Source organism: Halocella sp. SP3-1, assembly GCF_003953885.1.
GTDB classification, from domain to species: Bacteria; Bacillota; Halanaerobiia; order Halanaerobiales; family DTU029; genus Iocasia; species Iocasia fonsfrigidae.
The window spans coordinates 520649-539145 of record NZ_CP032760.1; the positions used below are offsets into that span (position 1 = coordinate 520649).

The 18497-nt window shown below is 31.2% G+C and carries 22 protein-coding genes; all 22 read right to left on the reverse strand.

Annotation, left to right across the window (positions count from 1 at the left end):
* Window positions 1-93: 93 nt before the first annotated feature.
* Window positions 94-2028: a Lon family ATP-dependent protease gene (lonC, locus tag D7D81_RS02435; protein ID WP_125986988.1), complete on the reverse strand. Its 1935-nt coding sequence runs from the start codon at window positions 2026-2028 to the stop codon at window positions 94-96.
* A 25-nt stretch (window positions 2029-2053) separates the two neighbouring features.
* Entirely contained in the window at window positions 2054-2497 is a 444-nt protein-coding gene (rplI, locus tag D7D81_RS02440; RefSeq protein WP_125986990.1) for a 50S ribosomal protein L9, read from the reverse strand.
* A gap of 70 nt (window positions 2498-2567) precedes the next feature.
* The gene (locus D7D81_RS02445) at window positions 2568-3476 is read right to left on the reverse strand and encodes a DUF2232 domain-containing protein (protein ID WP_125986992.1); all 909 of its coding nucleotides are present in this window, start codon (window positions 3474-3476) and stop codon (window positions 2568-2570) included.
* A 60-nt stretch (window positions 3477-3536) separates the two neighbouring features.
* Window positions 3537-3752, reverse strand: a complete 216-nt coding sequence (gene rpsR / locus D7D81_RS02450; protein WP_125986994.1) for a 30S ribosomal protein S18 — start codon at window positions 3750-3752, stop codon at window positions 3537-3539.
* A 14-nt stretch (window positions 3753-3766) separates the two neighbouring features.
* Complete coding sequence (locus D7D81_RS02455; RefSeq protein WP_125986996.1) at window positions 3767-4207, reverse strand: single-stranded DNA-binding protein; 441 nt, start codon at window positions 4205-4207, stop codon at window positions 3767-3769.
* 48 nt (window positions 4208-4255) lie between these two features.
* Complete coding sequence (gene rpsF / locus D7D81_RS02460; protein ID WP_125986998.1) at window positions 4256-4546, reverse strand: 30S ribosomal protein S6; 291 nt, start codon at window positions 4544-4546, stop codon at window positions 4256-4258.
* Window positions 4547-4969: 423 nt separating this feature from the next.
* Window positions 4970-5278 carry a hypothetical protein gene (locus tag D7D81_RS02465; protein WP_205739318.1) on the reverse strand — a complete coding sequence of 103 codons (309 nt, stop codon included), beginning with the start codon at window positions 5276-5278 and terminating at the stop codon, window positions 4970-4972.
* Entirely contained in the window at window positions 5235-5489 is a 255-nt protein-coding gene (locus tag D7D81_RS02470) for a hypothetical protein (RefSeq protein ID WP_125987002.1), read from the reverse strand. Before D7D81_RS02470 ends, D7D81_RS02465 begins: the two co-directional genes overlap by 44 nt.
* Before the next feature lie 4 nt (window positions 5490-5493).
* Window positions 5494-5688: a hypothetical protein gene (locus D7D81_RS02475; protein WP_125987004.1), complete on the reverse strand. Its 195-nt coding sequence runs from the start codon at window positions 5686-5688 to the stop codon at window positions 5494-5496.
* Complete coding sequence (locus D7D81_RS02480; protein WP_286170102.1) at window positions 5681-6058, reverse strand: YcbK family protein; 378 nt, start codon at window positions 6056-6058, stop codon at window positions 5681-5683. Before D7D81_RS02480 ends, D7D81_RS02475 begins: the two co-directional genes overlap by 8 nt.
* Window positions 6059-6085: 27 nt before the next feature.
* Complete coding sequence (locus D7D81_RS02485) at window positions 6086-6382, reverse strand: hypothetical protein (protein WP_125987006.1); 297 nt, start codon at window positions 6380-6382, stop codon at window positions 6086-6088.
* A 4-nt stretch (window positions 6383-6386) separates the two neighbouring features.
* The gene (locus D7D81_RS02490) at window positions 6387-6638 is read right to left on the reverse strand and encodes a hypothetical protein (RefSeq protein WP_205739319.1); all 252 of its coding nucleotides are present in this window, start codon (window positions 6636-6638) and stop codon (window positions 6387-6389) included.
* A complete protein-coding gene (locus D7D81_RS02495; protein ID WP_125987010.1) occupies window positions 6625-7110 on the reverse strand; it encodes a hypothetical protein in 486 nt (161 codons plus the stop codon). The genes D7D81_RS02490 and D7D81_RS02495 overlap by 14 nt, the downstream gene beginning before the upstream one ends.
* On the reverse strand, window positions 7110-8843 hold the full coding sequence (locus tag D7D81_RS02500; RefSeq protein ID WP_125987012.1) for a hypothetical protein: 1734 nt from the start codon (window positions 8841-8843) through the stop codon (window positions 7110-7112). Before D7D81_RS02500 ends, D7D81_RS02495 begins: the two co-directional genes overlap by 1 nt.
* A gap of 10 nt (window positions 8844-8853) precedes the next feature.
* Complete coding sequence (locus D7D81_RS02505; protein ID WP_125987014.1) at window positions 8854-10995, reverse strand: hypothetical protein; 2142 nt, start codon at window positions 10993-10995, stop codon at window positions 8854-8856.
* 26 nt (window positions 10996-11021) lie between these two features.
* A complete protein-coding gene (locus D7D81_RS02510) occupies window positions 11022-11795 on the reverse strand; it encodes a hypothetical protein (protein WP_125987016.1) in 774 nt (257 codons plus the stop codon).
* A gap of 17 nt (window positions 11796-11812) precedes the next feature.
* Window positions 11813-12190: a hypothetical protein gene (locus tag D7D81_RS02515; protein WP_125987018.1), complete on the reverse strand. Its 378-nt coding sequence runs from the start codon at window positions 12188-12190 to the stop codon at window positions 11813-11815.
* Window positions 12191-12401: 211 nt separating this feature from the next.
* Complete coding sequence (locus D7D81_RS02520) at window positions 12402-12755, reverse strand: hypothetical protein (protein WP_125987019.1); 354 nt, start codon at window positions 12753-12755, stop codon at window positions 12402-12404.
* 50 nt (window positions 12756-12805) lie between these two features.
* The gene (locus D7D81_RS02525; protein WP_125987021.1) at window positions 12806-13213 is read right to left on the reverse strand and encodes a phage tail fiber protein; all 408 of its coding nucleotides are present in this window, start codon (window positions 13211-13213) and stop codon (window positions 12806-12808) included.
* An 11-nt stretch (window positions 13214-13224) separates the two neighbouring features.
* Entirely contained in the window at window positions 13225-15831 is a 2607-nt protein-coding gene (locus tag D7D81_RS02530; RefSeq protein ID WP_125987023.1) for a fibronectin type III domain-containing protein, read from the reverse strand.
* A 17-nt stretch (window positions 15832-15848) separates the two neighbouring features.
* Window positions 15849-16193, reverse strand: a complete 345-nt coding sequence (locus tag D7D81_RS02535) for a hypothetical protein (RefSeq protein WP_125987025.1) — start codon at window positions 16191-16193, stop codon at window positions 15849-15851.
* A 14-nt stretch (window positions 16194-16207) separates the two neighbouring features.
* Complete coding sequence (locus D7D81_RS02540) at window positions 16208-17887, reverse strand: hypothetical protein (RefSeq protein ID WP_125987027.1); 1680 nt, start codon at window positions 17885-17887, stop codon at window positions 16208-16210.
* Between the last annotated feature and the right edge of the window lie 610 nt (window positions 17888-18497).

The following is an 18497-nucleotide window of genomic DNA, read 5'->3' on the forward strand; positions in this document are numbered from 1 at the left end:
TCAACAAGCAAATTATTATAAATTATACAAAATATAAAGCAAATCAATAAAAAACCGTGGCAACCCACGGTTTATAAACTCACTTTAGTTAAATTATTTTACTATTGATATCTTACTATTATCAATCAGGACCCTGTTCAAGGCCTCTCTAACAGTAGTAATTGCTGTTGTTTTAATCTTTATATCCTGACTAACATCATTATTATTTTCCCCAGGAAGGAGGACCTCTCTGATGCCTGCCTGTTCTGCAGCGTGTAGTTTCTCCCTGATACCACCAACTGGTTTAACCTTGCCCTGAATAGAAACCTCTCCTGTTACTGCTATATCCTGTTTTAAGGGTATTTCTTCTATAGCACTAATAATAGCCAGGAGTATAGCTATCCCAGCAGATGGCCCATCAACATTCCCACCACCGATAATATTGACATGGAGGTCGTAATCATCTATATTCTTCCCGATTATTTTCCTGACAACAGCTGCAGCATTAAAGAGTGAGTCCTTGGTCATTGAACCAGCAGTCTCATTAAAATGGATTTTACCCCTGCCCTCAACAGCTGATTTAAAGGCTACAGCCTCTATCTCAATAATTGAACCGATAAATCCATTAACCCCCAGTCCAAATATCTTGCCGATTTGCGTGTCCTCTGCAGTATCAATCTTATTATACGGCGTCATCCGCCGGTTCTGCAGGGCCTGATATAATATCTCATCAGTAATAAGTGGTTTTTCCTGATCGGTGTCATCCTTTTCATAGAGTATTAGACTGTAGGCGTCAAGTAAAAGGTTTATAGCAGTCCTACCTTCAATAGTATAACTACTAATAATATCCGGAATATTTTCTGCCACGCTAACATCCAGTTTAGCTACTGCATTTTGGACAATCTTCTTAATATCTTCCCTGCTCAGTGGGTTAAAAAACACCTCTGCACAACGGGACCTGAAAGCCGGATTTATAGCCTCCGGACTCCTGGTAGTAGCACCAATTAAGATAAAGTCTGCTGGAGCACCTTCCTTAAAGAGTTTCTGAATATATAAAGGTATCTGGTCACTGTTTTCATCATAATAGGATGACTCAAATTTAACCCGTTTATCTTCCATTACTTTTAAAAGTTTGTTCTGCAACATAGGGTCAAGCTCTCCTATCTCATCAATAAAGAGAACCCCCCCATGGGCTTCTGTAACCAATCCTGTCTTCGGTTCAGGAACCCCTTCATTGGCCAAATTCTTCCTGGCACCCTGATAAATAGGGTCATGAACAGAACCTAAAAGTGGATTTGTTACTTCTCTGGGGTCCCAGCGCAGTGTTGTACCATCTACCTCTACAAAATTGGAATCATCATAAAAAGGTGTATTCTTTCTCTTCTTGGCTTCTTCTAGAGCAAGCCGGGCAGCAGTAGTCTTGCCAACACCTGGTGGGCCATAGAGTATAATATGCTGGGGATAGGGTGAGGCAATTTTGGAAACTAGGGCTTTAATCGCTGAATCCTGACCAATTATTTCAGCAAAGCTCTGCGGTCTAACCAGATCCAGGGTAGAACGGTTTAAGCCCCTTGCCTCCATCTTTTCCAGTTGTGCCAGACGGCGTAGTGTCTGAGCATTATCAACTGTCTCCTCGCCCTGTACTATTTCCTTTTTGATCTCTTTTAGATACTCCCGCTCCCTCTTTTTCATCCTGACTGCAATCTGCTGTTCAAGTTCTTTTTCTACTGAACGTTCTGCCAGCAGATCTGCTAGTTTATTTTCCATTCTGTCTAATCTTTCATTGACTGGCCCTTCAATTTTTTGTGAAGGGTCATCATAAATAAGCCGCTCCAGGGCAGTCAGTCTTTCTTTTATTTTTTCCGAACTAATTAAGTCAAGTACATCAACCCTACCAGCCTTAATAATAAACCTGTCTCTCCCATAATAATCACTAATCTTCTTATATAGTGCTTTAAGACGTTTATCCTGGTTATCTATACTACTGTCTTTATTCTGTTTTAGCTGTACATCTCCTTTATGAAAAAAACGCTGCCAGAAGGGTTTCATTTTTTACACTCCTTCAAATTATAAGCTAGGCTTCAACAACCTTTACCTTCAGGGTAGCTTCAACATCCTTGAATATCTTAACCTTCACCTTATGTACCCCAAGTGATTTTATATGATCAGATAAATCAATTTTTCTTTTATCTATTTTGAATCCCTCTTTTTTTACTGCCTTGGCAATATCTTTGGTGGTAACTGAGCCAAATAGTCTACCATTTTCTCCAGCCTTAACAGCTATGACAAAATCTTTTTCTTCTAATTTGCTGGCCAGTTCCTCTGCTTCAGTCAGGTTTTCCTTATATTTCCTCTCCTGAATCTTTTCCTTATGTTTTAGTTCATTTAAATTACTCTGGGTTGCCTCTTCAGCCAGACCTTTGGGCATGAGAAAGTTCCTTGCATAACCATCTGAAACCTTAACAATATCACCTTTACTACCTAATTTTTTAACATCACTTTTTAGAATAACCTTCATTACAAAACCCCCATTTAATTATATTTTACAGCAAAGAATCTCCTCTGGCAATAGCAATTTAAGGCTTTGTTTACTTAAACTTCCTTAGATTAAACCACATATCAAAAAGCCCCAGGATAATTAAAACCGGAAGTAAAAGGAAGTTTAAAAATACTATTGCCATGATATAAAGAAAATTAATAATAGGGTTTTTTAGCCGGGAAGTATAGAATAATCCTACTGAAAAACCCTGTAAAAACATAAAAAAGAGTAAAATAATCAATAAATTAACAAAGAATATATTGCCGTCCAATAGTAAGGCTATTACTATCCCCAGTGATAATATTCTGGGAAAATACCACATCTTAACTGGTTTATATATCTTGTCAACAAGCCCCTTTTTCTTTAGATACCAGGTACTTATATAATAGACCACAATCCCTGTAATTATAGAAGTAATTATAAGAATAGATGGATATATCCTTATTATTAGTGGGACTATCTGTTTAACCGTTTCCGAAAATTCGCCAAACTGAGAATTTTGATTAATAATATTGACTATATCATTTATAACATCTTTATATCCTGTACCAGTAAGATAAGGAATGACCTGATTAGTAATTACCGTTGAAAGTATTACAGCAGCAACTGTCAAAATAAGTGTTATACGTGGTGAAAAACCTTCTTTTATCCCGGAACCAACAACAAAACCAATCAAACCAAAACCTACTACTGTATTTACTATCATCATAGCCCCAAGCTGTATTCCACCTGTCATTCCTAATAATAGGCCATTAGTTAATGCTACTGTAATAATTATTATTAATGAGCTCTGATTATTATACTTGCTAACAATATAGGCTATTGGTATAGGCAACACTAAATTAATAAAAAATCCCATAATTGGACTATAAAGACCGATATAAATACTTAATAAACTAAATAAAAAAACAAGGCCCATTACCTTTAAACCATCTTTTATTAGCTTTGATTCCATCATAACACCACCCTAATATTAAATAAAGGAGGCTAAAGTAGCCCTTTGCCTCCTTGTATCTCACTATTCTTTTACATATGGTAATAGAGCTATTGCTCTTGCTCTTTTTATCTGCCTGGTCAAAGCCCGTTGATGTTTAGCACAGGTCCCGGTTATCCTACGGGGGACAATCTTTCCTCTATCAGTAACAAACCGTTGTAAGGTCCTGAGGTCTTTATAATCTATTTCTTTATCCTTATTTGCACAGAAAAAACATGATTTTCCTCTTCCTCTTGGCACCTATATCCCTCCTTCTAGAATGGTACATCAAAATTATCATCTATATCAAAGTTGTCAGTAGTATCATTACCACTATCATTATTATTAGTAGTAGTAGCATTAGTGTTATTGGTACTGCGGTTATCCCTGTTGTTGTCATTTGGCCAGTCAAGAAAACGTACTTCATTGGCTATGACCTGAGGATTTGTATATGTTCGTCCATCCTTTTCGCTGCTGCTTATCTGTAAGGAACCTTCTACAGCAACCAGTCTACCCTTCCCCAGATGATGAGCACATGTTTCCGCCAGTTTCCGCCAGGTAACTATCCGGATAAAATCGACATCTCTTTCACCCTGTTGATTGGTATAATTTCGCTCAACCGCCAGAGTAAAATTGCTTACAGCTGTTCCATTACTAATATACCTCAACTCAGGGTCTCTAACCAAACGCCCAATTAATACAATATGATTTAACAATCCACTCACCACCTTGCTTTGATAATCTTTCTATACCTGTTTATAGTTTTATTCCTCTACTCTGATTACCAGATAACGAATAATGTCATCTATGATCTTAAAGTTTCTTTCAAGCTCTTCTACCAGATCTGCTTCTGCCTTAATAGTTAGCAGGGTATAGTAACCTGTTTTATAATCATTAATCTCATAAGCTAGTTTTCTACTACCCCATTCATTAGCTTCGAGGATCTCACCATTATTATCAGTTATAATAGATTTAATCCTTTCAATAACTTCATTTCTGGCTTCCTCTTCCACATCAGGTTTGATAATAAAAGTTGCTTCATAAACCCTTTCCATTCTCATGTCACCCCCTCCACTCGGACTAAACGGCCCTGCTTTAAATACAGAGCATGGACTTAGCTATGCTAATTCATTCTATATTATAGCACTCTAGAACAATTAATGCAAGACCAATTTAAAAGACGACAGTGTAATTCCATTTATATTTAACAAAATGGCTTCGTCACCTAGACTTAATCAACAATTATAACTTTACTTAGGAATATTTATTACACAAAGTTAACTAGTTTTAATAATCCAGACAGATATATTTGTTGTACGACTCTAGAAATTATCCGTAGGCAGGACGCCGAAGGATAATTTCTCGACAGTAAGCGGAGGTAGGACACCGCAGCACACGACAAGGAAAACAAATATATCTGTCGGTCTTCAAAGTTATCCACAATCCTGCCAAACCATAATCCTAACTATTAACAAATTTTACCTCAACCCCTGTGCTAACAATACAATCAAAGTCGCTATACCTACTCCGGTTAAACCATCAGATAATCTAGCTAAATCAAAACCTTTATTTTTCTCATAAGCCTTATTTAACTCTTTTAACGCCTGTTCAAGTTTCGCTTCTAATTTCTTATTTTCAGTCTCTAATTCCGATATATAATCAGCCAGTTCAAGATACTGTTCAGGTGTTAATTTTAGAATAAATTCTCCATCTTCATTAGTTTCTGTATCTATATTCTTATAATTACTTGCTATTATCACCGGAGAAAAACCTATCAAAAAAATCAAGAGCAGTATTAACATCATGTTTAGTAGCTTCAATATCCTCACCTGCCTTGTTTATCCTTTCTTTAGCTTCTTCAAGTTCATTTTTATTATATTTAATTAATCCAAAAGCACTTAAGATAAGACCAACAATTCCAGTAATTTTAACACCTAAAAAATTAATGATAATTAATAATAGGATAAAAATTAAAATATAAAGATATATCCTTTTCAATTTATCACCTCTTTAAAAAATCTCCTATATCTCTTTGCCCAGATAAATAAACAGCAAACCCTATTAACCATCTAACTGTACTAGTATCCATGTTTTTTAAAAAATATCCTATTATAGCTATAATAATACAAATACAAGCTATACTATAAGTCCATCTAGCTTCAAATTTATCTGGTATTTGATTATTATCCCTATCCACGCATATCCCACCTAGCTTTATTTTCTCGTACATCAATATGAATTCCCCAATTATACTTGCCTATCCCATTAAACCCAGCATCTTCAGCTATAGCTACCATTTCATCTATTGTAAGTCCTTCTATTCTTCTAATATCAACCGCCTTCCCTTTTAAATGTTGACTGTTAGGAGAACCACCAACTGATTTATTATGTGATTCATTTCTATAAGATGAATTAATAACAATAGCTTGTCCTAAATAATCCCTTAATTTTTGTAATTTATCTATCAATTCACTATCAATCACTACTTGATGATTACCATCTTTACACTCAAATTCAGATAAATAAAAATTTTTGCTTATTTTAATATTGTTTATGATTGTAAACACCTCTAATCACAGAATATTTTTGGAATTCTAATCAATCTTATCCTGCTTCTCTCTCCATAATTCTTTTATTTCAGTTTCAATGTGTCCTATTTTATGTTCAACCCCTTTAATATCTTCACCCTGTACTTCTGTAATAGTTGCAACTCTTTCTAATTGAACAGATACTTCTTTTAAAGCAGCTGAAACTTCTTTACTATTTTCATCACTTTTTTTCAATCGTTCAGAGGCAAATTTATAAATTAGTATTAAGGCGAATAAAGCTACTACTACTGTTGTGTCTGTTAATACTTGTCCAATTCCAGTTAGAATTTTTATAAATTCCAAGACACTATCCTCCAATACAATGTTTTTTATGATCATAAGTAAATCTAATCTCTAAATAATCATCATCTCCTTCCATATTCCCTTCTAATTTATTTATTCTATTAACTAAAATTTGAATAGCTTGTATAAGTTCTTCTTTAGTAATATAATCTAACTTATTAAGTAATTCACTATTTTCTTCAGATAATTTTTGATAGCTTTTTTTGATTTTTAAAACTCCATTATTTTCTTCACTCAAATAATTACTCAACAGCAACCACCTCTATTGATTCTGATATAAACTTATCATCATCACATACTATTGTATATCTTCCTTCTTCAACTTCTATAGTTTTACTCCCCTGATAATTATCTAAAGGCATATTAAAACTTATCTCATTAATTAACATTTCTATATTAGATATATCAGGTTTATGCTTACCTTTTATTTTAATAGTGATAATAAAAGTAGGATCATTAGATATGTTAATTTTATATTTATCACTTATTATAATTAATTCTGGTTTTGGCACAGCATTACCATTAAATATCATTAATTCTTTTTGTGCTTGATTAGTTAACATTTCACTTTCAATTTCTGTTACAGCCATATATTGTTTTTCTTCTTCTGATATTCTAGCACTTTTACATAATCCATTTAAAGAAGGCATAGGTGCAGAACCATGTGGTTTAGGTTGACACCTTAGTATTTTATTTGTTCTTGTATCATATAATATTTTAGAAAACATTAATTATCAAGACCTCCTTCTATTGCTATCCAAGAAATTTCCCCATTATCAATAATAGTTTCATTATGAGTAAATTCTATCCATTCTATATAAAAATACATATGGAGAAGAGGAAAAGGACGAGCAAATAAATATATTCTATATTTATCAGGAGGTAAATTATTTACTGAAGCAGTAATATATTTCCATTGATCAATATAATTATCAAATGAATAAAACATTGTATTAGAATTAGGTTCATTATTTAAATTTTGTCCTATATAATACAATTGAAAAACTATAGTATTTTTAAATCTTAAATAAATTTTTAAATCAGTTACATTAGTTGAATTACTCCATTCTAAATACCATCCCCGTCCTTTTATCCCATCTTCAATCCAACTACCTTCCAAAGAAAGATTTAAATTATTTCTATAAACATTTTTAGGTATAATACTTTGCCCATAAACTTTAAAACCATTTTTAGTTTCATCTTTTGTATAACATTTATAAATTTGTTCAGTATTTGAATAATTTGAATTATATCCTGTTAAAGTATTTATAGATGTAAGTACTTTAGGTGTTCTATCCCAATTTAATTCAATATAATCCCCACTTTGCGCCACACCTCTAGCAACTCTATTAGTATACCAATAAGGTTTGTCTTCCCCTTCTTTATATAAATATAATCCTTGATCATCTAATTTAGAATAAAATCCATCCCCTGTAACTGTTATTCCATTATTATTTATTTTAACTATATCACTATTTAAACTAAATTTTTCTGATTTAATTTCACCACTAAATAAAGCATTGCCATTTTTATCTAACTTAAAATTTTCTGTGAATATTTCTAATCCTTCACCATCTAAAACAAAAAAGTTATATTCACCAGAACCATCATCTTTACTAGCTCTTATACCTATCTGATTAGCATCCATAAAGATTGTACTACCTTCTGCTGTAGTATCTACTGCAAAGACAGCTTTATCTTCCCCTTCAATAATATCTCCATTTTCATCTGTGGGAAATAACCTGAAAGAATCTGCTACAAATTGAACATCTACTTTTTTTTCTGCTTCATTTACTTCTAACCCTATACCCCCTATAATATCTTCTCCATCAACATTTTTACCAACTATCCATGTATATTTATCTTCTAATTCATAAACAGGAACACCAGGATTCCTTAATGTCTCTGTAAGATTATTAGGGCTTATTAAACTTTCATCAATATCAATAAATCTAATTTTAAATGTCTCTACATAAATAGGTTCAGATATTGTTTGTTCAAATAAAAAAGGATTCCAATTGTAATGATATACACTATCATAAGCGCCAACTCTAACTTTAAATCTTTTTCCTGTTTCTGCTTGATAATAAATTATTCTATCTTCTAATTCTTCTATATCATAATTGATAATTTCTTCTATTCCAACTGGATTATTATTATCATCTACTTCTTGAATAAAAAGCCTATATCCTAAAATATCTTTTTCTTCTGAAGTTACATCATATGGATATACAGTTTGAGAAGTCTCTGAAAAGGCTTTAGGTAAATTAATTTTAATACTTGCTATTAAACCTTTAACATCTTGATTCTCTAACACTAATTGTTGAATACCTGGATGTTCTACTGTAATTGAAGTAGGTTTACTATAATTACCGTTTTCATCTTTAGCTTTGATAGTAAATGTGTAACTAGTATCTCTTGGTGCACCCCTATTATATCTACCTGTAAAAGTATAACCCATTTAACCACCCCTATTTACTATAATATCTACCTTTCATTAATAATTCCCCTGCAATTTTACCATCAAATTCTGCTAAACCTATCCCCTTAGCAATAAACTCTCCTTTAGTTATACTAGCAGGTTTTATAATGCCTGTTCCTAGACCATGTCCTTCATAGTCAATAAAAGTCCCTACAATTATACGGTGAAAACTAGTTCTACTTCTTTCACCACTACCTGCTCTTTCAGAAACTGAATTAATTGATTGAATTCCACTTTCTAAAATAGTTAATAATTCTTTGCTTATTTCTGTATTAACTGGATTCAGATACGAATCAACTTTAATAGAAGTTATTCTACCAGGTTCAGACTTTATTTTTAAATAACTATTTATTGTTACAGTTCTTTTTTGTGTTGTATTAAAACCTATATTAAGTGTAGAAGTCACTCTTTGTGCTTGTTCTGTTATAATAGTAGGATTTTGGATATTATTTATATGAGAAGTTACCGTTACAATTTGCATGGGTTTACTTTCTATTCTTCTCATATGTGATCTAACAATTGCTGGATTTGTAGCAACTTTAGAAATAATTTTATCTACTGAACTAAATTCATATTCTGGTCTTATCTCAGTATTCATTTTGCTTATATATGATTCTACTGTTTTTTCAACTGCTTTTTTGGCTTCTGAATCAATTATATTCAAATGTGATTTTACTATTCTAGCACCTTCAGCAGTAACATTAGAATCAATATTTTTTAAATAACTCTCTAATATTTTAACAACTTTTTCTCTATTAGTTTCAGAATCTATACTATTAAGATAACTTTTAACTAATTGAGCAGTTTCTTTTTTAGTTGAAGAACTAATATTATTAACATGTGAATTTATTTTTCTTTCAATAGTTTCTTTAAAATAATCATATCTTAAATCACCATCTATTTTATTTACATTAGAACTAACAATACGTGGAGCAGTAAAGGCCTTGCCACCAAATTTATCAGTATATGAAGTAACTATTATATTAGGATCCGCACTACCATATACAGAAAAAGAACTTAATTGTGGTGAATAAGATGTATCTCTTGTATTGTAATTTATTATTATTTTAATAGATTCACCAGATAAAATATCAGTAATATCATAAGCATAGCTGGTATCATGGTCTACTAAATTAAAAGTTTTTTCATCATTTATGGTTATTCTATCATCACTTGTCTGGATAGTGATTGTTCCAGAACTTACATCAGGTAGATTAGGAACAATCTTTAAAACATTAAACACAGGATTAAAACCTACAAAAGCCCATTCCGTTTCATAACTACCAGAAGTAGTATATACCCCATCAACATTTAATCTCATATATACATTTTTATCAGTATGAGTACTAAAAACACCTTCAGCTTTATATTGACTGGAATCACTTACACTTTTACTTGTCTGTCCAAAAGAAGTTGCTAAAGGGTGGATATCTTTATCTACCCAGTGAATATCTCTGCTGTATCGAGAATAATGAACAATCCTATAAGTATTTCCAGCTAATAAAGTGGTATTAACTCCACTAACCTTAGCCCAACCTTCTGTAAGTTGAGGATTCTGTTCAATTGTTTCATTTATCTTTTCCCAACCATTTTCAGTCTGTTCAAAGATACAGACTTTCATATTCATGGTTAATTCAGTAGTATACAATACTTCTATATCTTTAATCACAACTGATTCAATTACATCAATTTCATATCCATAACCATAACTCCAACCCTCCTGGGTCGTTTGATAACCAGCTAACACATCAGTTGTTACATTTTCTCTTGTTTTGGCTAATTCCAGTTGCTTATTATTAACTTTAGTGTTATTAAATGTTCCATATTTAAAATTGTTATTATCAAAAGTAATTAAAGGAGGGTTTTGATAATTTAATTGTTCAATATCAGATGCTATGTTGTTAAGGTAAGAATTTCCAAAAAAGAAATAATTATTCATTTTTTTAGTTTGCCCATATTGAGTTTCTAAGGCTATAGCATCTATAGATATCCCTGTGCTTTTTAATTTGGATGTTGAATTTATTATATTTCCATATTGAGTCTCTAAAGCTATGGCATCTATAGATATCCCTGTGCTTTTTAATTTAGTTTTTGAATTTATTATATTTCCATATTGAGTTTCTATTGTCAATTAAATCACCTTTTATTATACTAATTTTATTCACCCCATATACCATAAACATTAACTTTACTTGGATAATATTTATTATGACCTCTGATTTTTATTTTTATTTCTGTTAAATCATTATAATCATCAACATTAATTGCCTGTATTACTCGATCAAAATTATCTCTTCTTGAAAGCTCTATATTTTCATCTAAAATAAACATGCTCATAGTATCATAGTTGGCTCTCTCTTTAAATTCCCAATCTATATATATAGTATTAATATTAGTTAAATTAATTTTATTAATTATAGTTATTTCTTTCCAACTTCCCTCTGAATAAAGATTAATATAACCTTCACCAATTCCATTAATATCTCCTATCCATAACATTTCTAAATTATCAGATGCAAAAAAATTATAAACAGCTTCTTTGTTTTTAATTAATTGCGTTAATGGTTTTGAATTATTTGTTATAACATCTGCAATTAAAGTATTATTAAAATAATCAATACTATTATTAAAAAAAAATAAGTTTTCCAAATAATTCATTTGTGACTCTGTCTCTTTAAAATTTTGAACAGCTGATTTATAATAATAAACAGAATTATCATCAATATTATCTTGTACAAAAAAATATCCTTCTAATCTATCTAACAAAACACATTTTGTACTTTTTACAGCATCACTTAAGTCTGGTTTATGTCCATATTCAAAATAACCTAAAATTAGATCATATCCTCCAATATCAGTTACCTCACCATTTAATGTCATTTGATTAGATTGTATATCTGTCGCTTCTAAGGTATTTACACTTAAAGGCATTACATTTTCCTCCTTAATTATATAATTGGTTCAATATCTACATTGTTAAAATGAATAAATATCTTATCCTGTGGCAAGGTATATTGCCCATCTGTAACATATTCTTTTATCTGAATATCTTTACCCCCATAATTAGTTCCATCAGTTTCTGCATCAAACATACGGAAGCCTGCTACCTTGTTAGGATTAGCACTATCACCACTACCAGGAATATCAAACAATAAATCAACAGTAGGAGTGAGGGTTCCATCTGTTTGTATTTCCCATTCAACAGGAATTCTATTATAAATTGTATTAACATAATCAAGCTCTGTACCGTTTTCATCTATTAAAGCAATATGAGTTAAAATGTTGGCTGATTGAGTTCCTAAATAATTAAAATAAATATCATTCATAAATATTTTCACACTCCATAATATAAGTTTTTATTATATGACTTTAATTAAATTACTTTGTATTCAAATTATTAAAATACATACTAAGAGTGGAAATTAATCCACTCTTTTTTCTTTTTCTTTTGCTGCTAAACTTTCATTCATCTTTTCAGGATTAAACAAATTCCCTAAATCAATTCTGCTGTTTACTACTACTGTTTTTTTACCCATCTTACACCACCTGTGGAACTTCGATTCTATGTTTGACGGTCAGTTCATCACTGGTAGTATTAATCGTAAATGCTTCAAAAGTCTCATCTGCTAAAGGTTCACCTTCTGTTGCTACATTATAAATTTCACTACCCGCAAAAATTTGAGGTGTGGTAACATCTGTATCTGCTCCTGATATTACGGTAGTTAATTCTAACACCTGTGCTCCAACAGCATGTGTCCAGGAAACCCTTGCATCAGCAGTAGAAAGTCTAAGTATTTCTGCATCTTCATCATCTCTCAAAGAATGATAAATCCAATTTGTTTCAATAAAATCCCTTACAGTTTGATAGCCAGCTTCTGTTATTTCAGCCATATTATAAACACTCTCCTTTTAGTTTTTTATATTTTAAATTTGCTTAAAATTTAATTCAATGTTAATTGTAAACCACCAGCAGGTATTCTATAGGTATCTCCTGCGAAAACCTCTCTTACATTAGTGGCAGGACACCAATATAAAATGTTTCCTCCTGTTGTTGAATCACAAACAATAGCATATTTCACATTTGTTACAGGCATATCAACAAAATCAATACTAGTATCATTTTCAATAGTAGCCTTTCCATCTGCTTGTGTAACTCCAGTAAAAGAAATTACTTTTCTATCCCCTGAATAAGCAGTTATTTCATTTGTTAAATCACCTTCTTCCAATTCTGTATCAGTAGCAATATCATTTACTAATCCTAAATATATTGTTATAGGTGAATTATAAGTGATTCCATTAAAGATATGATTTAATATTTTTTCTTCTAAATAATTGCTTATATTAGCCATAACTCACCTCCCTAACCATTTTCAACTGTAATTTCATATTGATCAAAAGAATCATCAGGATGAGGCTGCCACACTAATTCAACTTTATCAGCAAACCAAGTAATCCTATCCCATTCAATTACACCAGGTGAACCCGCTATAATTTCAACACTATCTTCATTACTTAATTCTGATTCATTGCCATTATTATCGACAATAGATACTTTATAAGAATACTCACTACCATATTCTACTGTAGTATCTATATAAGAATTAGTTCTATAATCAACACTATCAATTATCGTATAAGTTGATTCTTCAGCTGGTTTACGGTAAATATTATAATGACTTAAATCATATTGAGAACTCTTATTCCAGGATATTTCAACTCTACTTCCTTTTGTTGATGCTTTTAATAATAAGGCATTAACTCCTGTTACTTTAGAAAGCGTTATAAAATCACTTGGTTCTCCATTATTAATACCGTTTAAAGCTGGATTGCCATCAGCTGTATATTCCCAATTGCTGGCCTGTGCCTGCTCTAATTTCAATTCCATTTCCCATTTACCATTTTTAAATATATGTTTAATTTCTTTTATAAAAAAGTCATTATCTATATCTCTATTTTTTTGATGAACATGTACTTTATCCATCAATTCTAAAAAAGGCAATGGTTTTGTTTTGATTGTTAATACTGATTTAGGAGTAGAGTATTGATATAATAAATATTGAGCAAGTTTCTTTAATTCAGTCTCTGATGAAATATAATCTAATTCAATATTAGACATTTCATATTTACCATATGCTTCTATACTCGGTTGATCGGCTTCTGTTATTTCAATTACATTACTTCTCTGTAAAGGTTCTCCTACTAATATAGGAGTATTTTTAGTATCTTCTCTATTTTTTAAATAACCATATAACTCAATTGTTCTGTTAGTTTTATTAGTTATTGTGACTTTTACATTTTTTTGGTCTTCATAAATTTTTTGTTCTAAACCAAGCGAAACATCATCTGGATCAGAGATGTTTTGACCTATATCATCTAAATATTTAATAAATAAAGCTTTTTTTAATGTCTGAATAAAAGTATGTGAAGTTTGTTCAGATAAAATAGTATTACCATCAGGGTCTATAATCTCAACTAATAATTTTTTAAAAAATCTCCAGAAAAAATTATCTCCTGCTGGAACTAAAGAAGTTTTTATTGTATAATTACCTGTTGTAGAAATATTAATATACCCGTTTTTTTGAACAGTACGTTCTTCAGAACCTACAATAGCACTTATTCGCCAGTTGATAACTACTCCGGCTTGCAAATAAAATTGTTTTTCACTTTTTCCTGTAAGCATAAATTCTTTTTCTATAAAAGAATAATCAATTTGTTGATTATCATCAGAAAACTTTGCTAATAAATTCAATGGTTCTATATTTACTGCTGGATCATCTAAATGAATAATAAATTCTCTTATACCATGTGGAGCTAATTTATTAAAATAAAATTGATATTTAACTCTTAAGGTATCTGGATCTGCAATTCCTAGTTCTCCATGTGCTGCTTCAAAAGCTATTACTCCATTATCATAATCAGAAGAAGCTAGTCCATCATTAAGGACATAGTTAGTATCTGTATTTATATCATATACACTTATACTTCCTGGAATAATAGGAGTATTTTTAGTTGCTTGTTCAGTGGTTTCGCCTTCTGGTACATATGTTAGTTGCAATTCATATCTTTGCTTATCATTACTCCAAACTATATCACTCCCGGAATATTCTTCTTGTACTTCTGTTTCTTCTTCTGCTCCAGTCCAGATAGCTTGTCTAGCTTGTTTTATTAATGGCTGAGATGTTAATTTAACTTGATTATATAAGCTAGTACTCTTATATTCCTCTGTTATTTCAAATATATTTTCATCATAAGCCTCATTATCTGTAGAAAAAGTATATACAGCAGCTTGTTCCCCTTCATAATCGGGAGATATTCTGGTTTTAAAATAGAATGTACCATTTTCTATATAGACATCAGCCCAAATACTTTTAGCTAAATCCTGGATAGCCTCCCACATATTTTTATCTTCAAAGCTATCACTAATTGTAGTTGTGGTTCGATCAATTGTGTTATCTGTATAATTAATTCCTACAATATCTAACCATTCTTTGATAATTTCTTCTCTGAGGTAATTATAATAAAATTTTTCTGGACACTCTTCATTCTGTAAAATACTAATATAGTCCTTCATTTTTAATGTTGCTTCATATTTATTAAAACTTGGTTTAATTTCTTGAACATAGCCATCAAATAATAATATTTCATTTTCTGCTAAAGTATTATCAGCTATACCTGCTCTTATTTCAGAAAAAGAATTAGGAACTACATTTCCAGCAAATTTACCAGAAAGGTTTTTCGGGGAAAAATCTTCATTTGAATTATCTAGTATAACTGTAGCTGTATCAACTACATTAACACCTAAATCTCCTTCTAATTTCTTAGAAATTGTTACAGATTTTATATAATCACTAATATCTTCATTTTCATTAAAAGCCCCATCTTTATCCCAATCAACTTGTTGTTTTAACTTAATTTTATAATTATCACTTTCTAATCTCTCTAAAAATCCGGAATCTATTTGTTTCAAACAACCTCACCTCCTTCCTAAATAACCTCCCACATTTCCATTTCCCAATAATAAGTTTCTTCCTCACCTTCCTCTCTGTCATAATTCACACCATTAATAGGGATAATGACCGTATATTCATTACCTTCATTATCAAGCAAAGTCAAATTAGAAGGGGCCTCCCCTCTATTTAATGATAGCAGATATAGCAGATTGCCAAACATCGAAGGAGATAATCCCTCAATTTTAAGTTGAAAATTATAATATTTATTAATATTTTGAGTATGAACTTTTCCACTGAAACTCCTTTGCGTATTACCTATCTCTCTATATTTCTTTTCAAATTTTGTAGGTTCAAAAAAATAGTTATTTATTTGTATCAAAATTCATACCCTCCTTAATTACCTTGATTTCTTTCAATAACTTCTCTGATATAAGGTTCCATTGTCACTGCAAAAGCCTGTGCATCATCTTCTGAAGCGTTAAACCATACCGTCTCCACTATATAGTTGGAATGATATGTGATATTTGTAGATGAACCGGCACTAAAGGAAGTACTATTATCAATATCAGCATTAGTATCAAATCCAAGCAAATCATCTAAATCACCTAAAGCATTTTGTATTTCACTTGCACCTGCTAATATATTTTCTTTCATATAATTAATTATATTAGCTTCATCATTAGATATAATCCCATCATTTAAAGAATTGCTAATATAACCAGATAATTCTTTTATTTGACTATCTAAGGCTTTTGTCTCTACCAATTTTGTGACAATTGCATCTTGAATAGCTTGGCCAAGAGATTCTTCAAATGCTTCTTTTAAATCATAATAATTAAACGTTTCTGTAATAGCGCTAAATAAACCATTTCCTATAGTACTAGCTGTTTGTTGTACTTTTTCTAGTCTTTCTTGTAATTCTTCTAAATTATCATTTGCTTCATCAAGATGATATGCTTTATAATCATGACCACCCCAAAATTTAGACCAACCACTTGCTTTATCTTTTATTTTTGCTGATACTTTATTGGCAAGAATTCCATACTCATTTAATTTTTGAATTGCTTCATCTTGCGCCGCATTTACTTCTTCTACTTGACTAATGTATTCTTCTCCATCTACGTCTCCCCATAATGAACTGCCAATCGCACCTATACCACTAACAATACCTCCAATAACAGGGTTAACAGCTGTTAAGGCAGCACCAACACCAGAAAATAAAGTCTGTCCTAAACTACCTCCACCGGCATATGTCTCTAAACCTGACATAATACCCGTCTGCCAACTATCACTTAAATTTAATTTGTTGGTTAAACTTTCTATGCTTTTTTCTAAATCTGCTTTCAACCCTTCATCAGAAAAAATATTACTTAAGGCAGGTTTTAAGGCAGCTTTTAATTTCTCTCCAAAATTACCTTCAATTTCAACTGAATCAAACTCATCTATTATACTATTTAATATAGTCCCCAGCGGATTACCACTGGTTGTTAGACTAGCTCCAATACCTGAAAATAAAGAACTACCTACACTGCCACCACTGGCATATGTTTCTAAACCTGCCATAATACCTGTCTGCCAGCTATCACTTAAATTTAATTTGTTTGTAAAACTTTTTATACTTTTTTCTAAATCTGCTTTCAAATTTTCATCAGAAAAAATATTACTTAAGGCGGGTTTTAAGGCAGCTTTTAATTTCTCTCCAAAATTACCTTCAATTTCAACTGAATCAAACTCATCTATTATACTATTTAATATAGTCCCCAGCGGATTACCACTGGTTGTTAGACTAGCTCCAATACCTGAAAATAAAGAACTACCTACACTGCCACCACTGGCATATGTTTCTAAACCTGCCATAATACCTGTTTGCCAGCTATCACTTAAATTTAATCTATTTGTTAAACTTTCTATACTTTCTTCTAAATCTGCTTTTAAACCTTCAGTAGAAAAAATATTACTTAAAACATTCCTTGAGGCAGGTTCTAAGGCAGCTTTTAACTTCTCCCCAAAATTACCTTCAATCTTAACTGAATTAAACCCATCTATTATACCATTCAATACTGCTTCTTTCATGCCAACTTGTATTTTATCTTTATATATACCTAATTCAATTAATATTTTTTCAATCTGTTTTTCATCCAGACCAGTTAATCCAGCTATCCAGGAATTTAATAAATTTCTAACAGCTTTACTCTCTTCTTTTACTAGATTTTCATTTGCTTTATAAAGGGTATTTACGTCCTTTAAAATATTTTCAACTTCTTCTACTTTATTAATTAAGTTATCAAATGATTGCAGTGTTTTATTTATATCTAATTTAGTATCTATACTTAATTCATAATTGTTTATTTAAATCACCTCTTTCTACATCATCTCTCTTAACCATTTCCTTATCTACCCTCAAAGCTTAATCTTTATTGACTTACAACCATGATTAAGAGGAAATGTTACAAAATAAATCACCTTAAAGAACAAAATGGCTTTGGAACTCAGACTTAATCAATAATTATTAATTTTTACTTAGAAATATTTCTACACAAAGTTAACTACTTATCATAAACCGGACCAATATATTTACTGGACGACTCTAGAAATTGTCTGGAGGCACGACGCCGAAAGACAATTTCTCGACAGTAAACGAAGGTAGGACGCCGTAGTGCACGACAAGGGAAGTAAATATATT